The organism is Sphingopyxis sp., from assembly GCF_040216815.1.
GTDB lineage: Bacteria > Pseudomonadota > Alphaproteobacteria > Sphingomonadales > Sphingomonadaceae > Sphingopyxis.
The window spans coordinates 152208-177201 of sequence record NZ_JAVJOJ010000006.1 but is presented as its reverse complement, the minus strand read 5'-3'; the positions used below and the strand labels follow the sequence as shown (position 1 = coordinate 177201).

The following is a 24994-nucleotide window of genomic DNA, read 5'->3' as shown; positions in this document are numbered from 1 at the left end:
CGGCGTCCGCGCTGGACAAGTCGGCCGCGCCGCGCGATCATTCCCCAGGAAACGTTGCAAGCTGCAACTTGCCGTTTACGTAAAGGTGAGCGCTCGATATAGAGGCGCCAGTGCCCAATGGGAGAATCGATATGGACATGGAGTTCAGCCCCGAAGATCTGGCCTTTCAGCAGGAAGTCCGCCAGTTCATCGCCGACAATTACCCCGCGGAGCTTCGCGGCAAGCAGGATGAGGGCGAGGAATTGTCCAAGGAGGATTTTCTCCTCTGGCATAAAATCCTGCATAAAAAGGGCTGGATCGCACCGGCGTGGCCGGTCGAATACGGCGGCACCGGCTGGACCCCGACGCAGCGCTTCATCTGGTCCGAAGAAACCGCGCGCGCCGACTGCGTCCGCCTGATGCCCTTCGGCCTCGCGATGGTCGGCCCCGTAATCTATACCTTCGGCACGCCCGAGCAGAAGGCGCATTTCCTGCCGCGCATCCTGTCGGGCGAAGATTGGTGGTGCCAAGGTTATTCGGAACCCGGTTCGGGGTCCGACCTTGCCTCGCTCCGCACCACGGCGGTTCGCGACGGCGACGATTATATCGTCAATGGTCAAAAGACCTGGACCACGCTGGCGCAGCATGCCGACTGGGGCTTTTTCCTTGTCCGCACCGACAAGGACGCGAAGCAGCAGGAAGGCATCAGCTTCCTTCTCATCGACATGAAATCGCCCGGCATCACGGTACGCCCGATCATCACCCTGGGCGGCGAGCATGAGGTCAATGAAGTGTGGCTGGAGGATGTCCGCGTCCCCGTTTCGCAGCGCGTCTATGAAGAGAATAAGGGCTGGACCTGCGCCAAGTTCCTGCTCGCCCATGAACGCACCGGGATCGCGGGCGTCGCTGCGTCGAAGCGCGGGATCGAGAAGGTGAAGCAAATCGCGCGTACCGAGGTCGACGGCGACAAGCCGCTTCTCGCCAACCCCTTTTTCAAGCGCAAGGTCGCCGAACTGGAGATCGATCTGACGGCGCTCGAATTCACCGAATTGCGCAGCCTTGCCGGCGCCAATGCGGGGAAGGGACCGGGGCCCGAATCGAGCCTGCTCAAGATCAAGGGTAGCGAAATCCAGCAGCGCCTGACCGAACTGACGCTCGAGGCCGTCGGCCATTATGGCGCCCCCTATTTCCGCGGTTTCGGAGAAGGCGACAACGAGCATCCGATCGGGCCCGATTATGCCCACCGCGCCGCGCCCACCTATTTCAACATGCGCAAGACGACCATTTATGGCGGATCGAACGAGATTCAGCGCAACATCATCGCGAAGATGGTTCTGGGCCTTTGATCAGATAATCGACGTCATCCCGGCGAAGGCCGGGATCTCGACCTCTCGCCAATGATGCTGCGGCGAGATCCCGGCCGTCGCCGGGATGACGGTGAAAAAGAGGATAAGATTGTGGATTTCACCTACACCGAAACGCAGGACATGATCCGCGACACGCTGTCGCGCTTTCTGGCCGACACTTATGACTTTGAAACGCGGCAAAAGTTCATCAATTCGGACAGCGGCCGCGATTCCGCGATCTGGACCGCGCTGGCGCAGGACCTCGGTATGCTCGGCGCGCCCTTTGCCGAAGAGCATGGCGGGCTCGGCGGGGGCGCTTTGGAAAATGCGATCATCATGGAGGAACTGGGCAAGGTCATCGGGATCGAGCCCTATCTTCCGACCGTGGTGATCGCGGGCGGCGCGCTGAAGGCCGTGGGCGGCGCGCAGGCCGATGCGATCATCCCCGAAATCATCGCGGGCAACGCCATCATCGCCTTTGCCTACGCCGAGCCGCAGGGCCGTTATGACCTCGCGAACCTCAAGACGAGTGCGAAGAAGGATGGCGCGGGCTATGTGCTGAACGGGCACAAGAGCGTCGTTTATGCCGCGCCCTGGGCGACGCACCTGCTCGTCACCGCGCGCACCGGCGGCGGCCATCGCGATCGCGACGGTGTTTCGCTGTTCCTGATCGACGCAAAGACGCCGGGCATCGTCCGCCGCGACTATCCGACGGTCGACGGCAGCCGCGCGTCCGAAATCTATTTCGAAAATGTCGCCATTCCCGGCGATGCGTTGCTGGGCGGCGAAGGCGCCGCGCTGCCGCTGATCGAACAGATTGTCGACGAAGCGACAGTGGCGGTCTGCGCCGAGGCGACCGGCGTGATGCAGAAGCTTCACGAAGGCACGCTCGAATATACGCAGCAGCGCAAGCAGTTCGGCGTCCCGATCGCCAAATTCCAGGTTCTTCAGCACCGCATGGTCGACATGTTCATGGAGGTTGAACAGGCGCGTTCGATGACGATCATGGGCACGCTGAAACTCGGTCTGGCCGCGAACGAGCGTATGGCGGCCGTGTCCGCGGCGAAGAGCAAGGTCGCGCGCGGCGCGAAGTTCGTCGGGCAGAATGCGATCCAGACGCATGGTGGTATCGGCATCACGCAGGAACTCGCCATCGGCCATTATTTCAAGCGCGCCACGATGATCGAGGGACAGTTCGGCAGCGCCGACTATCACATCGACCGATATGAGCGGCTGACGCTTGCGGATTGATGGATAGTCCGTCCCAAGAAGGAAGGGGGCATCGAGACGGCTGTAGGCTGGAAGGCGGCGTCATTCGCCGGTTGCTACTGTTCCCTTCATCGTCATCCCGGCGCAGTCCGGGATCTCACCCTAACGGTTTACCGCACCGGCGAGATCCCGGCCTTCGCCGGGATGACGGAACCGAAGATGTCCGCTCCTCACCCTCCACGCCGCCATTCGCTAATAGGCGACGTCGATGGCGATCCGTAGCGTGCGGGGGCGTAGCGGGGTCATAAAGCCGGCATTTCCTTCGACAAAGGGCGTGCCCAGCGAGAAGCGGTTGCCGCGCGAATCGAAGAGGTTGGTGAGCGTCAGCGACAGGCCGCGGCGTTCGTTGCCGATGCGCATCGCGAGGCCCGTGTCGACATAATCGCCCTGGCTTTCACCGAGCACCGGACCGATGCCGAGCCGCGAAGGGCCGACATAGCTGGCCCAACCATTGATGCGGACGTCCTGATCACCAACCATCGTGGCATAATTGGCCGATCCGCGCACGGCGTGGCTTGCGACGTTGGGAATGCGGCCGAGCCGCGCGGGGGCGGCAGCAAAGACCGGCAGGATCTGCGGCGACAGATCGTCGACGCGGCTATGATTATAGACCGCGCCGACTTCAAAGGTCAGCGCCTCGCTCGGCCGCACGGCGAGCGCACCCGATACGCTGGTGATGCGTCCATCGCCGATGTTGGCGGTCGTCGGAAAGCCGTTGCTGTCGATGAAATCGGCCTGGATGTTCTGCCAGCGGCTGTACGATACCGACAGTGTCGCATCGAGCAGCGTCAGGCGGCGGTCGCCGAAACGCACCCCGGCTTCCCACGTCTGGACGCGATCGTTCAGGAAGCGCCGGACAAAATTGCCGTCGACCGCAAGCCCGCCGGGGCGGAATCCTTCCTGATAGCGGGCATAAAGGCGAAGATTGTCGAGCGGCGTTGCCATCAGCGATGCGGAAGGCAGCAGGTCGGTTTCGTGCCGCGATGCGGTGGTCGCCCGCCCGGCCTCCGCCAGATCGAAGGGAACATCCTCGGCCATGCCGCCCAACCGGACGTGCGAGAGGCGAAGCCCGCCCGAGGCGATGATGCCGGGAAGCAATTCGGTCGTGGCTTCGGCATAGCCGGTCCATTCGGTGATGCGGTTCGTCACGCCGGGCAGCGGCGTGCGCAACGGGCCATAGGCATATTCGCGATCCTGCCGGGCGCGATTGGCGATGAAGCTGGCGCCGACGACCCAGCCGAGCCCGTCGTGATACGGACGCCACAGGCGGTTCTCGCTGGCGAACATCCGCGTCGCATTATGCTGGTCGAGCCGCCGCGGAACGTCGCGCGACGGCGTGATTGTGATCGGCGCGAACAGGCGCGCGACATCGACCGCGCCCATCGCCGTATTCGGCCCGCCGCCGCCGCTTCCTTCGCGGGCGGGCAGGCTGGCGTCGAAGCGTTCGGAAAGCCGGTGATCGATAAAGGCGTTCGACGATTGGAAGCGCAGATCGCCCCAATCCTTCATCGTCACCAGCGTAGCCAGGCCATAGCGCGTCTTTGCCGGCTGTTCGATCATCGACCGGCGGGTCAGCGGCGGCGCGTCCTTATCGGCATATTGCGCGTCGTCCGACGTGACGGCCTGATACATGCCGCCGATGTCGATCGCCCAGCCATTGCCCGCTTCAAGGCGAAAGGTGCCGCGGCCGCCGCGAATATGGACGCGGTTGATGTCCGTCTGTCCGCGAAGCGGATTGTCGATATAACCGCCGTCGGTGATCATATAACCGACAAGCCGCAGCGCATGGCCGTCGTCGCCGACCGGGAGGTTGGCGATCCCGGCGATATCGCCGCCGGGGTCGCCATGCTGGGTCAGCGACACGCCCGCGATCGCCTGGACCATCGGTCCGCGCGGATCGGGCGCCTTGGGGACGACGCGAATGATCCCGCCGAGCGATCCCGCGCCATAGAGCGTGCCCTGCGGACCTTCGAGGATTTCGACATTGTCGATGTCATAGAGGCGCAGGTCAGGGTCGGGCGCGTTGTAGCTCAGCCTTATGTCGCCAAGATATTGGCCGACGGTGGCCTGCGTCGGGCCGGTGAAGCTTGAATCGGCGATACCGCGGATAAACAGCTTGTTGCGCCCCGGACCCAGATGGGTCGAGGAGACGGTGGCAGTGCGCGACAGGATCGAATCCATCCCGCGCTCGCCCCCAAACGCCAGATCGCCGCCATCCAATTGGGTGACGACGCCGGCGAAATGCGAATAGGGCAGGTCGGTTTTTGACGCGGTGACGATGATCGTTTCCGACGCGGCCGCGACCACATCGTTCGCGGGCTCGCGTGCCCGCGGTTGCGGCGTCTGTCGCGGCGCAGGTGCGGCACGGGCGCGCTGTGGAGCCGGGCGGCGTTCGATGCGCCAGCTCGTCGTGCTGACGCGGACGGCGCGTGCGTCGGTGCCGGCGAGCAGGCGGCGGATCGCCTTGTCGATCGGCATACGACCGCGCACCGGGCGGACGCGCGCGTTCCAGAGCGCGGCGTCGGCGACGCTGATGCTGACGCCACCCTGCCGGCTGATCACCGGCACCGCGGTCGACAGGCGGCCCCCTTCGACGTCGAACGCGCGCTCCTCGCCTGCCAGCGCCGGGGCGGGCACGGTCAGAAGGATCGCTGTCGCGGCGAGAGCAAGGCGCGGGCGCATCGTCAGCGCGTCAATATCCAGCCTTCACCGCGCCGTTCGGCGCGGGTTCCCGACAATGCGGCGAGGTCGGCGATCGTGCGGCTGCGATCCTTGTCGATAATCAGCGCGCCGCGGAACGACACCGCCGTCGCTTCGGGCGCGATGCTGAGCTCGATACCTGCCGTCCGCCGCAAATCTTCGGCGACGAGCGACAGGGGCGCGTCACTGTAAACGAGGAGGCCGCTCCGCCAGCCGCCGACGCTGGCGATCTCGGTATCTTTCACGACCGGGCGGGCTCCATCGCGGGCATCGAGGCTTTTGCCCGCGGCAAGGCGCACATTGTCGCGATCGGGGTTGTAGACGACCACGCCCTCGGACACCGCGACCGATGTTGCGCGGTCGCGCCGGACGACGTTGAACGCAGTCCCCAGGTCGACGATTTGCGCGCCGCCTGCCTCGACCACAAAGGGGTCGCCCTCGCGGTGCACGACGTTGAACATCGCCTCGCCGGACGTCAGACGTGCGAAGCGCGGGCGTTCCTCGTCGATTTCGATCACCGAGCCGCCGTTGATCTCGATCGTCGAGCCATCGGCCAGGGTGACGGTGCGATGTTCGCCAGCCGCTGTTTCGATGCGATCGCCGCTGCCGAACAGGCCCGGGACCGACAGGCCGATCGCGCCGACCAGCGCCGCCGCGACGGCGCCGCCGAACCAGCGCCTTGGCAGGACGCGGCGCGGCGCAGGCGCTTCGCCGATCCTGACCCCCGAAGGAGCCGGCGGCAGCGCGTCCAGATCGCGGTCGAGGCTGGCGAGCGAGTCATAGATGGCGGCGTGGCGTGCGTCCTCGCCAAGCCAGGCGGCAAAGCCGTCCCAATCGTCGAACGCCGGGTCGCGCTGGCGAACCAGCCAGTCGATTGCACGGGCTTCGGCCGCATCATTGGGTTCAGCCGGCATCGAACTGCCTCCTTAACGCGGCAAGCGCCGCATAGACCTTGCGCAGATCGGCTTCGACGGTACTCAGGCTGACCCCCATTTCGCGGGCGATTTCCCGCTGATGCACGCCGTCGACGCGAAAGCGGCGAAAGATGCGCGCGGGCCGCTCGCCGGTCGCGGTGATCGCCGCGTCGGCGAGCACGAGTTGCTCGCGCGAGATCAGGGCCGCCTCGCTCGACGGGCTGTGCGTTTCGGTGGTCTCGCCCCATGCCTTGTCGCGCAGGCTGCGCTGCCGTGCCGAACGATAGCGGTCGAGCATCAGGTTGTTGGCGGCCCGCATGACATAGGGCAGGGGATCGGCAACCGGACCGACACCGCGTTCGGTAAGGCGCATCCACAGATCCTGAAACACATCCTCGGCGCTGTCACCCGCACCCCTGACTTCCAGAAAGCGCAGGATGCGATCCCGGTTGGCGAGCAATATGCCCTCAATGCCCTGAAAGGCGTCGCTTCGATCGCGCGGCTCGGTCATGAATAGCTTGCTTTGGAACGCCATCTTTTTCCGGAACAGGCCGCATCGCCCCGCGGCAGACGTTCCCCTGACCACGCCGTCATATAACGTCCATGCGCGGCCGCGCAACTGTGGAGGGGGGAATGAAGGCGGTGCGGTGGCAAGCATCTGTCGGGTTTTTCTTCGATCCTAGGCAGGGGGGAAGCGGGGTAGGGGATCTGCTTCCCCCCTGCGGGTGGGGTCGGTCAAGGGGGGCTAGAGACCGACCCGCAGGCTCGCACGAAACGCCCAGCCGACATGGCTTTGCTGTTCTTCCGCGGACACTTCGCCGGCGACCTGAAAGGCCGAATTGCCGGCAATGCCGCGGAGGCGGCCGACCCAGCCGCTCGTGCGATCTTCGGGAACCAGGGTGAAGGGCGTGCCGTCCTTGAACGAGGCCGTCGTGACGCCCAGCGTGCCGCCAACGATCTGACGGCGGCCGCCTTCGAGCTCGAAGCGCGTCCAGCCGTCATATTCGTCGGCGCCGCCAAATTCGAAGCCCAGCGTTACCGTGCCCGTGACCGCCAATTCGTCGCTGTCGCGGTCCCGTACGGTGAGGTCGAGCGCATCGCCGCCGCCGCTTTCCTGATAGTCATCTTCCTGAAGCTTGTAATAATCGACCGCGACCATCGGGCGCAGCGTCAGCCCGCCGAGGCGCGTGTCGTAGGCGACCGCGCCCGACGCCGACCACAAAGTTGCGTCCCATTTGCCTTTCATCGTCTTCTCGATGTCCTCGGCGCCCGCTTCGGCGCGAAAGACGCGCGTGCCTTTCAGCTTCACCGGGGCGCCCGACACGCGGGCGTTCGCCATGAAACCGTCGGAGCGCAGGCGCCAGTGCAGCGCGCCTTCGAACTGGCTGGTGCTCACCTGGTTGGCGTTGCTGCCATTGCTGTCCTTGCCGCTGAGGAAGGCGACCGAGCCGCCGAAATTGCCGACGTCGCTCTCGATCTCCGCGCCGAGCGAAATGCCCCAGCCGCTGACGTCATAGCTGGCGGTGTTGCCAATGCTTTTCGAGGTGCCCCAGACAGCCTGGTTGACCCAGTAACCCCATTTGCCTTCGTCCTGATAGGGCGCATTGGGATCAAGGAGGTGGCGTGCCAGCGCGCGCGAACCCGTGGTCACGGTTTCAAAGACGCCGCCTTCATGTTCGGGCAGCATCTGTTGAAGCTGGCTGCGGAACTGGTCGCCGTCGGTGATGCCGAGGAACACATCCTCGATCTTCTCGTCCGCTACCACAGCATCGATCACCGCATCGAAAGCGCCGCTTTCCGATCGGTTGAGGCCGAGCTCGCTCGTGCTCTTGCGCGCTACATCGACGATCAGCTGGGTCGCGGTCGAACTCAGCGTGCCCTTGTAGAGGAAGGGCAGCAACGTCTGCGATGCCGTCAGATTATTCGCGCCAGTGAGCGTTCCCGCGGTGAGCACCACATGCTGGCCTTCGGCCTCTTCGATGCTCGACAGCTGAAGTGCCAGCTTGGAATCCGCCGCGAAGCTTGCCGTGCCCGCGACCTGAAGCGCAGTGCCGGTATTGCCGGTGTCGAGCATGACGCCGAGCACGCCCTTGTCGGTGACGGCGAGTGAGGCGATCGTCGCGGCGCCGCGGACGTCGAAGGTGCCGCCGCCCACCGACACGGCCAGCCCCGACGAATTGGCAAGCGTGCCCGAAAAGACCGACGTGCCGCCGACCGTCAGCGTATCGGCGCCGCCGCCGAAATCGGCGAGACCATTGAAGCTGGACGTTCCGGCGAGGGTCATCGTGTCGCTGCCCGCGCCGAAGCGGACATCGCCGGCATAGGCTGCGTCACCCGACAGCGCGAGCCGGTTGTCCCCTGCGCCGAAGAAGGTGTCGCCCTTTACCGAGCCGTCGGCGATATCGAACACATCGTTGCCACCGCCGAAGCGCACGTCGCCGACGACGCTGGGGGCGGCGATTCCGGCGGCAACCGCGGTCTGCTTGACCGTTGCCCCGCCGCCATTCGCCGAAAGGTCGATCGCGATATTGCGATCCGATGCCGCGGCGGCGCCGGTCGCGCTGATCGTCCCGCTATTTTCGACCATATCGACATTGCCCGACAGGTCGACGATCGCGCGGGCGGTTCCATTGTCGCCGCCGGTTTTGGCAGCGATCGCCCCGCTGTTGCGGATCAGCGCCACGTCGGCGCCCGCCTCGACGATCACCGCCGTCGCGATCGCGCCCGCGGCATTGCCGCCGGTCGTCGCTTCGACCTTGCCCGCATTGCGAAGCTCGGGGGTCGACGCGCCGCTGCCGAAGCGGATCGCGGTTGCGGCGGCGTCCTTCGACTGGGCTGCGACGCTGCCGGTCGCACCGATGCCGACGCCGCCCGCGATCGTCACGGCGCCGCCGAGGCCGCCGATCTGGATGGCGTTGCCGTCCTTGCCCGCATACAGCCCGTTGCCGAGCACCGAACCGTCGATGATAAAGCCGAGGCCGGTTCCGGTTCCTGCCACGGGGCCGATCGTCACCGCTTCGCTGGCTGAACCGAGGCGGATCGCCGCCGCCGAACCAAAGGAGCGTACGACCGCCGATCCTTCCTTGTCGTCGTCGATGCCGTCCTTGTCCTCATCCTTGTCGGTCGGGCTCGTATCCTTGGGCGGGACGGCAAGGATGATGCCGCCCGTCACATCGCCTTCGATCGAGAGTGCCGGGCCGCCGATCAGCAGGTCGTCGGCATCAAGCTTCGACGGATCGGCGGGGGGTGTCGTGGTGCGATAGCCGGTGGCGGTCAGATTGCCCTGCACGACGAGCGCGCCGGTGATGTCGCCGCTCAGCCGCGCGCCGATTGCATCGGCGCCGGTCGCGGTGATCGTGCCGGCGAGCCTGACATTGCCGGTGACATTCTGGAGGCCGACGCCGAGCGCACGGTCGCCGAGCACGGTGATCGTGCCGTCGTTGGTGAAATTGCCGGTCAGCGGACCGCCGAGGCGGATGCCCGCCGAATCATTGCCTTCGATCGCGATCGTCCCCGAATTGACGATATTGCCGGTAAAGGCGCCCGCGGTTGCGATGCCGACCCGATTGCTGCCGATCGCATAGGGGCCGTCGATGTCGCCGTCATTGTCGATGTCGGTGCCGGCATAGGTTTCGCCGATCGTGATCTTGCCCGACGCGCTGTTGGTGATCCCGCCGCTCGTGCCCGCGCCTGCCAATATGCCCGTTGCGCCATCGACATTGCTGAACTCGATAGTGCCTTCGTTGACGACCTTGTGATTGCTGTCGATCGTGACCGCGGGACCGGCGACGGTGGGTTTGATCGAGCCGGCGGAGGTGATCTTGATGTCGTCGGGCGTCCCGGACTTGATCGTCGAAGTTCGCACGGGCGCTGTTGTGGCCGTGGTGATTGTCGTTTCGGCATGGGCGGCGGTTGAAATAAGGGTGGCCAGGCAGGTGGAGGCCAGCAAGGTCTTGCGCATCGGGTTCCTCGTGCAGTGGGACCGGGAGGCATCCCGGCATCAATCACAAGACGGAGAGCGGCATCGCGAGCCTTGGAAAAAAAATACCGGGGGTGGAAACGCGCCGGTTGCACGCATAGCTATGCCTTGTTGCATCGCCGCCGGTCATCGCACATGCGCGGCGGGGAACGGCGACAGAGAGCCGCCAGGGGAGAGCCATGAGCGAACAGATCGTCACGGTCGACATCGGCGGTACGCACGCCCGATTTGCCATTGCCGAAGTCGGGGGCGGGCGTGTTCGCGCGCTGGGCGCGGCGACGACGCTGCACACCAGCGATCATGCGAGCTTCCAGACAGCATGGCAGGACTTCGAGCGCCAGCAGGGCGGGACACTCCCGCGCGCGGTGGCCATCGCCATTGCCGGGCCGACACGCGGCGAGATCATTCGGTTCACCAACAATCCCTGGATCATCCGCCCCGCGCTGATCGGCGAAAAGCTGAATGTCGACCGTCATGTCCTCGTCAATGATTTCGAAGCGGTGGGCCATGCCGTCGCGCAGGCGGACGAGAGCTATTTCGAGAGGCTGACCGGCCCCGATGAGCCGCTTCCCGCTACAGGAACGATCAGCATCATCGGTCCCGGCACCGGCCTTGGCGTCGCGCATGTCTGGCGCGACGACCACGGATACCGCGTCCAGGCGACCGAGGGGGGGCATATCGACTTCGCCCCGCTCGACAGCATCGAGGACGCGATCCTCGCGCGGTTGCGAAAGCGCCACCGCCGCGTATCGGTCGAGCGGATCGTGTCGGGGCCGGGCATCGTCGATATCTATGAAACGCTGGCGATGCTCGAAGGGCGTGCGGTGACGCCGCTCGATGACAAGGCGATCTGGACCGCGGCGCTGGGTGGCGAGGACAGCCTTGCCGCGGCGGCGGTCGATCGCTTCTGCCTGTCGCTCGGCAGCGTCGCGGGCGATCTGGCGCTGGCGCAGGGGGCAAGCGGGGTGGTCATCGCAGGCGGTTTGGGCCTTCGCATCCGCGACAGCCTCGTCCGATCGGGCTTTCCTGAACGCTTTATCGAAAAAGGGCGGTTCGAAGGCTTTATGTCGGCGATCCCGGTCAAGCTGATCACGCACCCGCAGCCCGGCCTCTTCGGCGCGGCCGCTGCCTTTGCGCGGCAGTTCGCAGGAGCCCCAGGCTAAAGCCGGACCTTCGCCTCCAGCTCGCGGCGGGCGGCCAGATATTGCGCCTCGAGCTCGCCGACGAAATCGGCGACGGGACGCACGGCGGAAACAGCGCCGATGCCCTGACCCGACCCCCAAATGTCTTTCCACGCCTTTGCCTTGGTGTTGCCGCCCGATCCGAAGTTCATCGTCTTGAGGTCGCCTTCGGGAAGATTGTCGGGGTCCATGCCCGCCGCGACGATCGAACCGCGGAGGTAATTTCCATGTACGCCTGTGAAAAGGTTGGAATAAACGATGTCGGCGGCCCGCCCTTCGACGATGCCATTCTTATACCCCTCTTCGGCATTGGCTTCGGCGGTCGCGATGAACGCGCTGCCGATATAGGCGAGGTCGGCGCCGCACGCTTGCGCGGCGAGGATTGATCGGCCGTGCCCGATCGCCCCCGACAGGGCAACGGGGCCATCGAACCATTCGCGGATTTCCTGAACCAGAGCAAAGGGCGATTGCCGCCCGGCGTGGCCGCCCGCACCGGCTGCGACCGGGATCAGGCCGTCGGCTCCCTTTTCGACCGCCTTGCGCGCGAAACGGTCGTCGATGACGTCGTGCAGCGTGATGCCGCCCCAGCCATGCACCGCCTGGTTCAGTTCCTCTCGCGCGCCCAGCGAGGTGATGGTGATCGGCACTTTCCATTTGGCGCAGGTCGCAATGTCTGCTTCCAGCCGGTCGTTCGATTTGTGAACGATCTGGTTGACGGCGTAGGGCGCCGAAAGGCGGTCGGGATTGTCGCGGTCCCACGCTGCGAGTTCTTCGGTGATCCGGTGCAGCCATTCGTCGAGCAGCGATTGCGGACGTGCGTTCAATGCGGGAAAGCTGCCGACGATCCCGGCCTTGCACTGCGCGATGACCAGATCGGGGCCCGACACGATGAACAGCGGCGATCCGATGACGGGCAGGCGCAGACGGTCGAAAATCGGGGGAAGGGCCATGAATCATTCTCCGGTAGCGGTTTGAAACTGACCTTAACGTAAACGGAAAGCGGTGCAAGCGAGATCGCGCAGCCTTGGCGGTCTAGCTGGTGGGTGTGGCGGGAAGAGTGGCGAGTATGGCGACGAGCTGCGCCTGGCTGTTGGCACCGGTCTTGCGGAATATGCCCTTGAGCAGGAAACGCGCGGCGTTCACGCTGACGGCGCGCCGTGCGGCATAATCCTGGAGCGTGGCGCCCGCGCCGAGTGCGACGGCGAGCCGGGCCTCGGCCGGGGTCAACCCAAACCATTGCCCGACACGGTCGATTTCGACCACGGGCGTTTCGCCCGGCGAGCTGCCTAACGTCACGATAAGCGACGCGCCGAGGCGCGTGCCGCCGATCTGCTGAACAGCCTGCCGCGACACGCGCGCGACCAGCACGGGGCACTCGCGGTTGTCCGGGCCGACTGTCTGGAACGCCAGTCCCGCGGGATCGGGGCTTTTGACAAGGTCGAGCAGCCGCTTCTGGCTGGGCGGGTGGGTAAAGACGAAGCGTTCGCCCGCGGTGCGAACAAACCCTGCCTTTTCATATCGGGCGGCGCGGCTGTTCGCGGCGAGAATGCCGAGCTGGTCGTCGAGGCTGAATATGGCGAAGGGCGAGACATCGGCGGCGGCGCGCGCCGCCCCGGCGGCAAGGTCGAGCGCCGCGATCCGGTCGCTGATCCGCATCGCACGCTGCATATGCGGTGCAAGGACGCGCAGCCCGCGCTTCAATCGGTCGATGTCGCGATCGCCGGGGCCGGGAAGCATCAGCCCCAGCCGCTCTCCGCCGCGCCGGTCGAGCAGCACCGCGACCAGCCGGTCAATTCCCCAAGGCTCCAGGAAATTGCGGAAAAATTCGGATTCGGCAAATTCCTCGCGGGGCATCAGCTCGTAGCTATCGACGACGCTGCCGTTGCCATAGCGCATCAGCTTGCGCGACCAGGGATGGTTGCCCGCGTAGACCGCCGAATAGATTTCCTGCACCCCAGCCGCGAGGCCGGTCGCGGCAACGAAGCGTGCGCTGGGTGGATTGTTGCTTTCCCACAGGAGAAAGGCCGCTTCCCAGCTCAGCGGACAGAGGGCGGCGGTAATGCGCGCCAGCGTGTCGTTCCAGCTTTCGGGGTGAAGCACCGAATCATAGATTTCGCCGATCAGCGCGTTCAGCACTTCCCATTCGGGCGGCGCATTATGGTCGCTTGGAAAGGCGGCAATCGGCTCGCTCGGCATACAGCTTCCCCCACGAAGGTACGCAGCCCAGCCATTTGAGACGGGCGCGGCGGCGATGGCAAGTCTAATGCGACAAAAGGAAAAATCACTGCGCTACCCATATGGGTAGCGAAAGCAGCGCGCGAATCCGGCATCACCGCCTTGCGACCCGAGGAAGGTGGACCCAAGGCCATCTTGCTCTCTTGAAGTCCGCCGGCCCACCGGCGGACTTCTTTTTTCGCGGGGCGCATGGGAAATGTGGAAGGCTGTTTCAAGGGCGGAACGCGACCTTCATTTCATCGTCATCCCGGGCGTGATCCGGGATCTCGCCGGTGCGGTAAACCGATAGGGTGAGATCGTGTTTCAGAGTCACATGCCTCTGAACACCCTTCGCCGGGATGACGGAAGATGTCCGCTCACCCACCTCACAGCAGACCTCACCTTATTCGCATGCCGCCTTTCCACATCATCGTCGCGCGGCCCTGCATGGGCATTCCGTCGAAGGGCGTATTACCGGCCCAGGCGGCCATTTTTTTCGCATCGACCTGCCAGGGCGCGTCGGGATCGACGAGGATCAGGTCGGCCTCCATGCCCGCGGCAAGCCGCCCCGCCTCGACGCCAAGCAGGCAGGCAGGGGTGGCGGCCAGCATGTCGAACAATCGTTCGGGCGTGACATGCCCGTCGCGCACGAGCGTCAGTCCCATGGCGAGCAAGGTTTCGGCCCCCGCCATGCCCGGCAGCGCCTCGGCGAAGGGCAGGCGCTTGTCCTCGGGGCCGCGGGGATCGTGCCCCGACGACAATATGTCGATCGTGCCGTCGGCGACGGCGGCGAGGCAGGCCTGGCGGTCGTCCTCGCTGCGAAGCGGCGGCGACAGGCGCGCAAAGGTGCGGAAATCGCCGATCGCTGTGTCGGATAGAAAAAGATGGGCCGGGGTGATACCGCAAAGCACGGGCAGGCCCTTCGCCTTGGCGGCGCGGATCAGGTCGAGCCCGCGCGCTGTCGTAACCTGTCGGAAATGAACCGGCGCGCCGGTTTCCTCGACCAGCGCAAGGTCACGCGCGATCGCCATCGCTTCCGCAATCGCCGGGGCCGATGCGAGACCCAGTCGTGTCGCCATCTCGCCGTCGGTCGCAACCGCTCCCGCGGTCAGCCCCTCATCCTCGGCATGGATGATCGTGACGAGGCCGAGCGATGCCGCATAGGCAAGGACGCGGCGCATTACGCCGCTGTCGGATATGCGGCCGCGCCCGGTGGCGATGGCGCGCGCACCAGCCTGCCTCATCAGTCCGATCTCGGCGAGCTCCCTGCCTTCCAACCCCTTGGTCGCGGCGGCGAGCGGGTGAACCCAAAGGTCGGGCTTTCCGCCCTTTGCGGCGCGCTCGACGAGCCCGGCGCCGTCGAGCGGTCCATTGTCGGGCATCAGCGCGGCGCGCGTGATGCCGCCAAAGTGAAAGGCGGGCTTGTCGGTCGCAAAGACCCCAAGGTCGATGATGCCGGGGGCAAGCCACTTGCCCTTGGCGTCGACGGTTTCGGCACCGCCCGGAATTTCGGCCGGGTCGATGGCGGCGATACGGCCGTCAACGACCAGCAAGCTGCCCGCGCGCGGCGTGTCGCCGTCGATCAGCCGGGCACCGACGATATGCAGCGGCCTCAGTTCCATCCCGCCACTCCCCGCTGGCGCCGCGTTAATATGTCGAGGCACGCCATCCGCACCGCGACGCCCATTTCGACCTGTTCGGTAATCGTTGAGCGGGTGGGGTGATCGGCGATACTGCTGTCGATCTCGACCCCGCGGTTCATCGGGCCGGGGTGCATGATCAGCGCGTCCGGCTTCGCCTTTTCAAGCCGGCTTTCGGTGAGACCGTAAAGCGCATGATATTCGCGCGCCGAAGGCAGATAGGCGCCGTCCATCCGTTCGTTCTGAAGGCGAAGCATCATCACGACGTCGGCGTTGCTCAGCCCCGCGTCCATGTCGGTAAAGGTCGCGACGTGCATCCGGTCCATCGCGGGCGGGGTCAGCGTCGCCGGGGCGACGACGCGAACCTCGTTGCCGAGCAGCGTCAAGGCAAGGATGTTCGAGCGCGCGACCCGGCTGTGGAGGACGTCGCCGCAGATCGCGATGGTCAGCCCTTCGACTTTGCCGAGGCGGCGGCGGATCGTCAGCGCGTCGAGCAGCGCCTGCGTCGGATGCTCGTGGCGGCCGTCGCCCGCGTTGAGCACAGGACAGTCGACCTTGTCGGCGATCAGCTGCACCGCGCCCGAGCTTGCATGGCGGATAACGATGGCATCGGCGCGCATGGCGTTCAGCGTCATCGCGGTGTCGATCAGCGTTTCGCCCTTCTTCACGCTCGACTGCGCGGCGTGCATGTTGACGACGTCGGCGCCCAGGCGCTTGCCCGCAATCTCGAACGACAGAAGCGTGCGGGTCGAATTTTCGAAAAAGGCGTTGATGATCGTGAGACCCGCGAGCCGGTCGTCATGCTTCGCCGCGCCGCTGCGATTGAGTTCGACCCATTCTTCGGCGGCGTCCAATATGTAGGAAATCTCCCACGGGGTGAGCTGGGCGATACCGGTCAGGTGGCGATGGCGAAAGGCATCGCCACCGGGCGGATAGTCGCTGGCGGGTCGGGCGGTAGAGCTTGTCATTAAAGGGCAGCGTTTAGGAAAGAGATGCAGAAATCGCAAGCCATCCGTAAAAAGAACGTCGCCCCCGCGAAGGTGGGGGGCGCTATCGGCGTAGGGCAAGGTTGATTGTGGCCCCGCCTTCGCGGGGCGACGGTTCGTCTTGGCGTTGCGCTATCGCACCATCGCGTCGATCGCACCTTGCAGGATGAAAGCCGCGGCGGCGCTGTCGACGCGTTCGGCGCGTTTGGCGCGGCTGACGTCGGCGGCGATCATCGCGCGCTCGACCGCGGCGGTCGACCAGCGTTCGTCCCACAGCAGCACCGGCAGGCCCAACGGGGCAAGGTTGCGCGCGAAGGCGCGCGTGCTTTGTGTGCGCGGACTGTCGCTGCCATCCATGTTGAGCGGCAGCCCGACGACAAGGCCGACGACCGACTGGGCGGCAATCAGCGCCTTGAGCGTTTCGAGATCGGCCGAGAATTTCCGGCGCGGGATCGTCTTGTCGGGGGTCGCGAACGACCATCCGGCATCGCACAGCGCGACGCCGATCGTTTTCGTGCCGACGTCGAGCCCTGCCAGGCGGCCGCCGTTCGGGAGCGCGGCGGCAAAGTCGGCGGCGGCGGTGGCGATCATCGCGGTTCCACCCCTTTTCCCAGCAAGGGCGCGAGATATTGCCCGGTAAAGCTGCGCTTTTCCTTCACCACCTCTTCGGGCGTCCCCGCCGCGACGATCTCGCCGCCCTTCACCCCGCCTTCGGGGCCGAGGTCGAGGATATAGTCGGCGGTCTTGATGACATCGAGATTATGTTCGATCACCACGACGCTGTTGCCCTGGTCGACGAGCGCCTGCAGCACCTCCAGCAATTTGCGCACATCCTCGAAATGCAGCCCCGTCGTCGGTTCGTCGAGGATGTAGAGCGTCTGCCCGGTCGAACGGCGCGAGAGTTCCTTGGCAAGCTTCACGCGCTGCGCTTCACCGCCCGACAGGGTCGTCGCCTGCTGTCCGACCTTGATATAGCCGAGGCCGACACGCACCAGCATCGCCATCTTGTCGCGGATCGCGGGGACCGCCTTGAAAAATTCCGCCGCATCCTCGACCGTCATGTCGAGCACGTCGGCGATGCTCATACCCTTGAAATTCACCTCCAGCGTTTCGCGGTTATATCGTTTGCCGTGACACGTCTCGCAAGTCAAATAGACGTCGGTCAGGTACTCCATCTCGATCTAGATGAGGACATCGCCTGTGCAGGTTTCGCACCGCCCGCCCTTGACGTTGAAGCTGAAGCGCCCCGGCTTGTACCCGCGCGCCTGCGCCTCCGGCAGCCCCGCGAACCAGTCGCGGATCACGGTAAAGGCGCCCGTATAAGTCGCGGGGTTCGACCGCGGGGTGCGGCCGATCGGCGACTGGTCGATGTCGATCACCTTGTCGCAATGTTCCAGCCCCGTCAGGCTGTCGTGCGGCCCCGCGACCATCCGCGCGCCGTTCAGCGTGCGCGCCGCGGCCGCGTAAAGCGTGTCGATGATCAGGCTCGACTTGCCCGACCCCGACAGACCGGTGACGCAGGTAAAGGTGCCGAGCGGGATCTTCGCGGTGACATTCTGCAGATTGTTCGCGCGCGCGCCGGTCAGCACCAGGTCGAAGCCGTTGCCGGGGCGGCGGTGCTGCGGCACCTCGATCTTCTTTGCGCCGGTCAGATAGGCGGCGGTCAGGCTCTTCGTGTTTGCGAGCACCTGTTCCAGCGTGCCCTGCGCGACGATTTCGCCGCCGTGGACGCCCGCGCCGGGGCCCATGTCGACGACATGGTCGGCGTGGCGGATCGCATCCTCGTCATGTTCGACGACGATCACCGTGTTGCCGAGGTCGCGGAGCCGTTTCAAGGTCGCGAGCAGCCGGTCGTTGTCGCGCTGGTGCAGGCCGATGCTCGGCTCGTCGAGCACATAGAGCACGCCCGACAGGCCGCTGCCGATCTGGCTCGCAAGGCGGATGCGCTGGCTTTCGCCGCCGCTCAGGGTTCCGCTGGTGCGGTTGAGGTTGAGATAGTCGAGCCCGACATTGTTGAGGAAGCCGAGCCGTTCGTTGATCTCTTTCAGGATCGCCTTCGCAATCTGCCGCTGCTGGTCGTTCAGCTTTTCCTCGAGCGTTCCGAACCAGTGGAGCGCGTCGGCGACCGAGCGCCGCGCCGACTGGCTGATGTCCTCGCCCGCGATCTTCACCGCCAGCGGTTCGGGGCGCAGCCGCGCGCCATGGCATGTCTCGCACGGCTGCGCGGTCTGATATTTGCTTAGCTCTTCGCGCATCCACGCGCTTTCGGTCTGGAGCATCCGGCGATTGAGATTGCCGATCACACCCTCGAACGCCTTGTGCGTCGTGTAGGTGCGCTTGCCGTCCTTGAAGGTCAGCTCGACGGGCATTCCGCCGGTCCCGTGCAGGATGATCTGCTGCACCGCTCCGGGCAAATCCTGCCAGGGCGTGTCGAGGCCGAAGTCATAGGCTTTGCCCAGGCTTTCGAGCACCTGCATATAATAGGGCGAGGGCGGGTTCGATTTCGCCCAAGGCACGACCGCTCCTTTTTTCAGGCTCAGCGCGTGGTTGGGAACGACCAGCTCGGGGTCGAACTCGAGCCGCTCGCCCAGCCCATCGCAAGCGGGGCAAGCTCCCTGCGGCGCGTTGAAGCTGAACAGGCGCGGCTCGATTTCGGCGATGGTGAAACCGCTGACCGGACAGGCGAATTTTTCGGAGAAGATGATGCGGTTCGCGGGGATGCCGGCGCCTTTCATCGCGCCGCCGGTATCTTCTTCCTCGCGGCCCGGTACGATGCCGTCGGCCAGGTCCACATAGGCCAGCCCCTCGGCTAGCTTCAGCGCCGTCTCGAAACTGTCGGCAAGCCTCGTCTCGATCCCCTCGCGCACCGCGATGCGGTCGACCACCACCTCGATGTCATGCTTGTATTTCTTGTCGAGCGTCGGCGCGTCCTCGATCTCGTAAAATTCGCCGTCGATGCGGACGCGGGTGAAGCCGTCCTTCTGCCACTGCGCGAGCTCCTTCCGATACTCGCCCTTGCGTCCGCGAACGACGGGGGCGAGCAGATAGGCGCGCGTGCCTTCGGGCAATTCCATCACGCGGTCGACCATCTGGCTCACCGTCTGCGCGCTGATCGGTTCGCCGGTCGCGGGCGAATAGGGAATGCCGACGCGTGCCCACAGAAGGCGCATATAGTCATAGATTTCGGTGACGGTCGCGACGGTCGAGCGCGGATTTCTGGACGTCGTCTTCTGCTCGATGCTGATCGCGGGCGACAGTCCATCGATATGTTCGACGTCGGGCTTCTGCATCATCTCGAGGAACTGGCGCGCATAGGCCGACAGGCTCTCGACATAGCGGCGCTGCCCCTCGGCATAGATGGTGTCGAACGCAAGGCTCGACTTGCCGCTCCCCGACAGGCCGGTGATGACGATCAGGCAGTCACGCGGCAGGTCGACGTCGACGCCCTTCAGATTATGCTCGCGCGCGCCGCGCACCGATATATGGGTGAGACTCATGGGAGGGGTATGTTCCAGATTTGTTCTAGCGGCGCAAGGGTGGTCTGCGCGCCTGTGCGCATAGATAGGGCGGCGCGCGCGCGGCGGCAACATGCGCCTTGGGTCAGGGGTCGGTCGAGGCCACAACCCGCGGACGCTCGACCGCCATCACCGTCAGCGCGACCGCGGCGCCAAGGATGATGAAAAGGGCCGGAAAGCCGCCGAGCACCGACATCATACGGATGCCGTCGATCCCCGCGGCGGCGACCAGGATGGTGGCGACGAGTCCGACGGTGACGCCCCATGCGAGCTTGACCGCGATGGGCGCTTCGGGATTTTCGGGCGAAATGCCGTGCGTCGAAAGCGCGCTCATCGCCGAGATATTGCTGTCCGCCGCGGTGACATAGGAAATGAAGATCGCGCCGATCAGAAGCAGGAGTACGGGCATCCCGCCGCCGAGTTCGCTGAACAGGCGATAGAGGAGAGGGTCGGGACCGGCGCTGGACAGGAGAGCGTAGAGATCGCCGCCCGTTTGCTGGTCGAGCGTGATCGTTGTCCCGGCGATGATGATCATCCACATGGCGCCGAACAGCGCGGGAAGCAGCAGGTTGACCACGATGAAGGCGCGGACGCTGTAGCCGACGGCAAGACGGCCGAGGAACAGCGCCGTCACCGGCGCCCAGGCAAACCAGTTGGCCCAGTTGAAGATCGTCCATTGCCGGTGCCAGTCGGTTTCGATGTCAAGGCCCAGGCTGCGCGGCAGAAAGCTCGCGACATAATCGCTCGCACCCGACAGGGCGAGAGAAGGAAGGTGGGTGGTGGGTCCGGCGACCAGGACGAACAGCATGATTGCGGCGAAGAGCCAGATGTTGAACAGCGACAGCCGCGCAATACCGCGTCGGAGCCCCAGCGCGGCGGAAATGACGAAGGTGCCGACGATCGCCGCCGCGATGCTCCAGCGAAGCGGGGCGCGGCCCGAAATGCCCCATAGTCCCTCGATTCCGCCGGCAAGCGCCAGCACACCCGCGCCTAGCGACGCGGCCATGCCCGCGACCAGCGCGAACAGGCAGAACATGTCGATCGCGACGCCCGCCGGACCGTGCGCGCGCTGGCCGATCAACGGGACGAAAAGCGATGACAGGCTGAAGGGTTCGCCGCGATCATAATAGACGAGCGCGAAGGCGAGCCCGGCGACGGTGTAAATCGCATAGGGCGTCAGCGTCCAGTGAAGGAACATCGTCGACATGGCAAAGCTTGCCGCGGCGTCGCTGCCTGGCACGAGCCCCAGCATCGCAGGCGGGTCGTTGAGATGGAACAGCGGCTCGGCGACGCCCCAGAACAGGATGCCGGTGGCGATTGTCGTGCAGAGCGTCACTGCAAACCAGCGCCAGCGTGGCAGGATCGGCGTGGCCTCGTCCCCGCCGATGATGCGTCCGCCGAGCGGCGAGAGCGCGACGAACAGCAGCAGCGCCAGAAAGCCTATCCCGGCCAAGGCGAACAGCGGCGAGGCGTGACGCAGAATCCAGTCGTTGATGGCCGTTTCGACCGAAACAAAGGCCGCGCCCCGCCACAGGCTGAACAGAACGGCCGCAAGCAGCACCGCGAGCGGCACGAAAAAGACGGGGCGGTTCAAGCGGTGTGTATGCGCGATAGGCAAAAGCAGGAACGATCGGAGGTGAAAGGGACACCAGCATGGCGTTTGGCTTGCACAAGGTCAAATGTGGCGGGAACGTGCCTCGCGGCGAAGCGTTAGCGCCGCAGCGGTTGTTTGAAGGAGAAAGTTCGATGACCAGAAGAATTCTGGCCGCCTCGGTTGCCGTGTCGCTGCTTGGTACCGGTTCGGTTGCAGCGTCGCAGACGCCCGATGCGCCCATTGCGCCCGCTGCGGCCAACACCAAGTTGCCCGACGGCACCACCGCCGAAGAGCGCGCGAATACGGCGCGCCTCAACGCCGAACAGGCAGCGCGGGCGCGGACCGATAACACCATCTACGCGCAGGAAGTCTCCGCAGCGCAGCAGCAGGTGGCGCATGACCAAGAGGTCTTTGCCGAAGAAACGGCCGCCTATGAAGCCGAAAAGGCGCGCGTTGCCGCAATGTCGGCGGCCGAACGGATGCAGTGGGAGGCCGACGTTGCGGCGTGCAAGGCCGGCGATACGACGCGCTGCGCTTCGCCGGTCCAAACGCCCCCGCGCTAACGTCCGCGCGTTTCGTCGGCTGTCGGCGCATCCAGATCGGGCTGCGCGCCGTCGTCGTCCCGCGCATCGTCGATCCGACCGTGGAGCGGGGTATCGTCGATCGGGGACGGGGGATCGGGAAAACGGCCCCCATATCGATAATCGTCCTGCAGCTCGGCCGGCGCGGCATCGATATCGATCGTCCCCAGCGCGCGAAACCTATTGGCGGTGCGATTTCCGCGTTCGGCGCGCAGTCGGGCCGCCACCCCATAGCTGTCGGGACAATCGGGGCAGGAAATGCCGGTCGCCGTCGGCGTTTCCGCGGCAGCGGGGTTGGCGGACATTTGAGAATAGGGCCGAGTGGCAGGAGCGGCGCTGTCCAATCTCGATGCGGTGACGTAACGGCCGATCAGGGCGCCGACGATCGCGCCGACCAGCGCCAGGAGGAGGCCGCGTAGCAGGAGGCTTCCGACCCTATGGCGCGCGGGGTAAGAAAATTTCCTCACGATGGCAGAAATTGGTCGCATCAGCGTCAGAATGCAACGCCAACGTCATGAAATTTCGGAACGGTCGGCCATTCGTCGATGAATGGACGCCCTTTGTCGGTCTGATCGACGCCGCTCCGGAACCGGTCGAACCCGAGGTGATCGGATGGAGAGAATGCGGCATTCCAAAGCTGCGGGATGCGGAGGGCGTCGGTCTCCCCGGTCCGGGCATTTCGTATCCCGCATCCGATACCCCCAGTGTGAGGACTCCCCCATGGCGAAATCTACTCTATTCCTGCTGGCGGCGCCGATAGCGCTGACCAGCTTTGCGGTTCCCGCGGCTGCGGCCGAGGACGATGGCGAACGGCGCACCACTTTGGTTCGGTACGACGACCTCAATCTTTCGACCGCCAAAGGGCGCGAATCGCTTGCGACGCGCGTGAAATATGCGGTTCGCAAAGTATGTGGAAGCCGGCCACATTACCGGCAGGAATTGTCACAGCGAGCGACCGCGCTTCGCTGCGAGCAAAGCGCGATGGCCGACGCCGAAGTAAAGCTTGCCGAACTCTTTAACGGCAACGGCGCGCGCTTGGTCGATTCCGGGCGGATCGTCATCGCTGCCGCTCCCTGATCGCAGTCCCTTGCGATACTCGGTAAAGGCGGTCATGCCCCGTGCATGATCGCCTTTACGTCGTGAAGATAGGTGCGGCCGATGCGGTGAATACCGCCATCGCCCAAGTCGACACTCCACGCGCCGTCGCCATGATGCTTCAGCCCGACGATGCCGTCGCGCCGGATCATCTTCGACCGGTGAATACGCATGAACTGATCGGGGTTCATGCGCGCTTCCAGTGACTTGATCGTCTGATGAATCAGCCAGCTGCGCGCGCCGACGTGGAGGCGCATATAGTCGCGTTCGGCTTCGATCAGGTCGACCTGCGCCGCGTCGATCCGCAGCATCTCCCCACGGTTCTGGACCCAGAATTCGGTGATCCACTTGCTCTTCTGGGCTGGCGCGCGTTCGGACATGCGCCATTCGCGGACGCGCGCGAGTGCGCGCGCCAGCCGGTCGGGGGAGACGGGCTTCAGCAGATAATCGACGGCAGCCACCTCGAACGCGGCGACCGCATAGCGATCGAAAGCGGTGACGAAGACGATCGCAGGGGGATTGTCGAGCCGTTCGATGGCCGCTGCAACTTCCAGCCCGTTCAAATCGGGCATCGCGATGTCGCAGAGCAGCAGGTCGGGCGCGAGCGCATCGACCATCCGCAGCGCCGATGCACCGTCGCTGGCGGTCCCGACGAGCGATACGCCATCCTGTTGCCCCGCCAATATCTGTAGCCGTTCGATCGCGAGCGGTTCGTCGTCGACGATCAACGTGCGTAAAGTTTGAAGCATCAGCAAGTCTCCCGCGCCAGCGGCAACCAAAGCGACACCGCGAAACCGCCATCGTCCGACGGGCCCCATTCGCACCCTGCCGCGGGGCCGTAGCGGGTGAGCAGCCGTTCGCGAACATTGCCAAGCCCCAGGCCGGTTCCCGACGCGGGAACGGGCGCTTTGGGGTCGATGTCATTTTCGATCCGCAGCACCAGCAAGCCATATTCGGCGCTCGCCTGCAAGCGGATCGCAATTTTGCCCTTGCTGGGCGACACGCCATATTTGATCGCGTTTTCGATGATCGGTTGCAGGATCAGCACCGGCACGCACGCATGTTTCAGCTCGTCGGGCATCGCCACCTCGACCTGCAACCGGTCGGGGAACCGCGCCTGTTCGATGTCGAGGTAAAGGCGCTGGAGCGCGATTTCCTCGTCGAGGCTGACAAGCTGTTCGGGATCGACCGCAAGGCTCGAACGCAGGAAGGACGACAGATTCATGATCATCGTTTCCGCCTCGCTCTTCGACCCTTTGAGCACGAGGGTCGATAGCGAGTTCAGCGTGTTGAACAGGAAGTGCGGATTGACCTGATAATGGAGCGCGCGAAGCTGGGCATTTTTGGCCTCCATGCGGAAATGATTGGCGCGCCGTTCGACTGCGCGCATTTCGTTCGCATAACCAAAGGCGACATAGAGCGCGGCCCAGACTGCAAAGAAGAAATACCAGCGGATCGAGCTGTCGAGGATGAGCACCATTTCCCAGGCCACCGGAAATTTCGACTGCACTTCCTCGATGATCTTTGACGTGTCGGGGCCGGGGAACCAGTAGAAAAAGACGAACAGGTTGATGCTCGCATAGATTATGACCAGCGGGACCGCGGAACCGAGCGCGGCGGCAAGGCGCGCGCCGAAACTGCGCGGCTGTGCGCGCTGGAGCAATTGATAGAGCACGAATGTGCATAAAATGCCCGCAACGACGACGATCGCGCGGCGCCCGGCGTAGGACCATTGCTCGCTTGCGCCGGTCAGCATGGCAAGGCCGGTGGTGATCAGGAAATAGATCAGCCACATGGCGAGGATCGATCCGATCGCGACACGCGGATTGACGCGCGCGTCCGACGCGCGCCAGTCGGGCGCTGCGGCGAGCATTTTTGCGCGCTGATCGCGCAGCGCGTCTTTGCGGAAATTGGCGTTCATTACCCCGGCTTTTAGCCCTAAAGGCGCCCGGCTGGCTAGCGCGCCGCGCGTCGCCAGTCGAAGCGGCGCGCGCCTTGGTC

Annotated in this window: 18 protein-coding genes and 1 pseudogene; 5 read left to right on the top strand and 14 right to left on the bottom strand. The window is 65.0% G+C overall.

The features are described from left to right. The first annotated feature begins 131 nt into the window (after positions 1-131). Both RIA72_RS09700 and RIA72_RS09695 read left to right on the top strand, forming a co-directional pair. On the top strand, positions 132-1325 hold the full coding sequence (locus RIA72_RS09700) for an acyl-CoA dehydrogenase family protein (RefSeq protein ID WP_350031980.1): 1194 nt from the start codon (positions 132-134) through the stop codon (positions 1323-1325). A 111-nt stretch (positions 1326-1436) separates the two neighbouring features. Then, positions 1437-2576: an acyl-CoA dehydrogenase family protein gene (locus RIA72_RS09695; RefSeq protein ID WP_350031979.1), complete on the top strand. Its 1140-nt coding sequence runs from the start codon at positions 1437-1439 to the stop codon at positions 2574-2576. A gap of 210 nt (positions 2577-2786) precedes the next feature. Here RIA72_RS09695 and RIA72_RS09690 read toward each other — a convergent pair whose 3' ends face one another. From RIA72_RS09690 to RIA72_RS09675, 4 genes are all read right to left on the bottom strand, one after another. Next, positions 2787-5276: a TonB-dependent receptor gene (locus RIA72_RS09690; protein ID WP_350031978.1), complete on the bottom strand. Its 2490-nt coding sequence runs from the start codon at positions 5274-5276 to the stop codon at positions 2787-2789. 2 nt (positions 5277-5278) lie between these two features. Beyond that, on the bottom strand, positions 5279-6208 hold the full coding sequence (locus RIA72_RS09685) for a FecR family protein (protein ID WP_350031977.1): 930 nt from the start codon (positions 6206-6208) through the stop codon (positions 5279-5281). Beyond that, positions 6198-6719: an RNA polymerase sigma factor gene (locus tag RIA72_RS09680; protein WP_350031976.1), complete on the bottom strand. Its 522-nt coding sequence runs from the start codon at positions 6717-6719 to the stop codon at positions 6198-6200. Before RIA72_RS09680 ends, RIA72_RS09685 begins: the two co-directional genes overlap by 11 nt. A 234-nt stretch (positions 6720-6953) precedes the next feature. Beyond that, positions 6954-10169, bottom strand: a complete 3216-nt coding sequence (locus tag RIA72_RS09675; protein WP_350031975.1) for an autotransporter outer membrane beta-barrel domain-containing protein — start codon at positions 10167-10169, stop codon at positions 6954-6956. 197 nt (positions 10170-10366) lie between these two features. Between RIA72_RS09675 and glk the strand changes: the two genes are divergently transcribed. After that, positions 10367-11350, top strand: coding sequence for a glucokinase (glk, locus tag RIA72_RS09670; protein ID WP_350031974.1), 984 nt, complete (start codon positions 10367-10369; stop codon positions 11348-11350). Here the strand turns inward: glk and RIA72_RS09665 are convergent. From RIA72_RS09665 to RIA72_RS09635, 7 genes and pseudogenes are all read right to left on the bottom strand, one after another. Further along, positions 11347-12318: an NAD(P)H-dependent flavin oxidoreductase gene (locus RIA72_RS09665; RefSeq protein WP_350031973.1), complete on the bottom strand. Its 972-nt coding sequence runs from the start codon at positions 12316-12318 to the stop codon at positions 11347-11349. The genes glk and RIA72_RS09665 overlap by 4 nt on opposite strands. Positions 12319-12400: 82 nt before the next feature. Further along, complete coding sequence (locus RIA72_RS09660; RefSeq protein WP_350031972.1) at positions 12401-13564, bottom strand: helix-turn-helix transcriptional regulator; 1164 nt, start codon at positions 13562-13564, stop codon at positions 12401-12403. A gap of 416 nt (positions 13565-13980) precedes the next feature. Next, entirely contained in the window at positions 13981-15204 is a 1224-nt protein-coding gene (locus RIA72_RS09655; protein ID WP_350031971.1) for a dihydroorotase, read from the bottom strand. Beyond that, positions 15195-16190: an aspartate carbamoyltransferase catalytic subunit gene (locus tag RIA72_RS09650; protein ID WP_350031970.1), complete on the bottom strand. Its 996-nt coding sequence runs from the start codon at positions 16188-16190 to the stop codon at positions 15195-15197. Before RIA72_RS09650 ends, RIA72_RS09655 begins: the two co-directional genes overlap by 10 nt. Before the next feature lie 150 nt (positions 16191-16340). After that, positions 16341-16799 carry a Holliday junction resolvase RuvX gene (gene ruvX, locus RIA72_RS09645; protein ID WP_350031969.1) on the bottom strand — a complete coding sequence of 153 codons (459 nt, stop codon included), beginning with the start codon at positions 16797-16799 and terminating at the stop codon, positions 16341-16343. Further along, positions 16796-19705, bottom strand: a pseudogene (uvrA, locus tag RIA72_RS09640) (excinuclease ABC subunit UvrA). The gene ruvX and the pseudogene uvrA overlap by 4 nt, the downstream one beginning before the upstream one ends. Positions 19706-19808: 103 nt before the next feature. Then, positions 19809-21317, bottom strand: coding sequence for a BCCT family transporter (locus RIA72_RS09635; RefSeq protein ID WP_350031968.1), 1509 nt, complete (start codon positions 21315-21317; stop codon positions 19809-19811). 152 nt (positions 21318-21469) lie between these two features. Here RIA72_RS09635 and RIA72_RS09630 point away from each other — a divergent pair, with 152 nt between their 5' ends. Next, positions 21470-21880, top strand: coding sequence for a hypothetical protein (locus RIA72_RS09630; RefSeq protein ID WP_350031967.1), 411 nt, complete (start codon positions 21470-21472; stop codon positions 21878-21880). On the opposite strand, the gene RIA72_RS09625 is transcribed toward RIA72_RS09630, so the two are convergent. After that, the gene (locus tag RIA72_RS09625) at positions 21877-22203 is read right to left on the bottom strand and encodes a hypothetical protein (RefSeq protein ID WP_350031966.1); all 327 of its coding nucleotides are present in this window, start codon (positions 22201-22203) and stop codon (positions 21877-21879) included. The two genes, RIA72_RS09630 and RIA72_RS09625, sit on opposite strands and share 4 nt — an antisense overlap. A 415-nt stretch (positions 22204-22618) precedes the next feature. Between RIA72_RS09625 and RIA72_RS09620 the strand changes: the two genes are divergently transcribed. Then, positions 22619-22975 carry a UrcA family protein gene (locus tag RIA72_RS09620; RefSeq protein WP_350031965.1) on the top strand — a complete coding sequence of 119 codons (357 nt, stop codon included), beginning with the start codon at positions 22619-22621 and terminating at the stop codon, positions 22973-22975. Positions 22976-23007: 32 nt separating this feature from the next. On the opposite strand, the gene RIA72_RS09615 is transcribed toward RIA72_RS09620, so the two are convergent. Together RIA72_RS09615 and RIA72_RS09610 are read right to left on the bottom strand one after the other, a co-directional pair. After that, entirely contained in the window at positions 23008-23742 is a 735-nt protein-coding gene (locus RIA72_RS09615; protein ID WP_350031964.1) for a LytR/AlgR family response regulator transcription factor, read from the bottom strand. Beyond that, on the bottom strand, positions 23742-24914 hold the full coding sequence (locus RIA72_RS09610) for a sensor histidine kinase (protein ID WP_350031963.1): 1173 nt from the start codon (positions 24912-24914) through the stop codon (positions 23742-23744). The genes RIA72_RS09615 and RIA72_RS09610 overlap by 1 nt, the downstream gene beginning before the upstream one ends. Between the last annotated feature and the right edge of the window lie 80 nt (positions 24915-24994).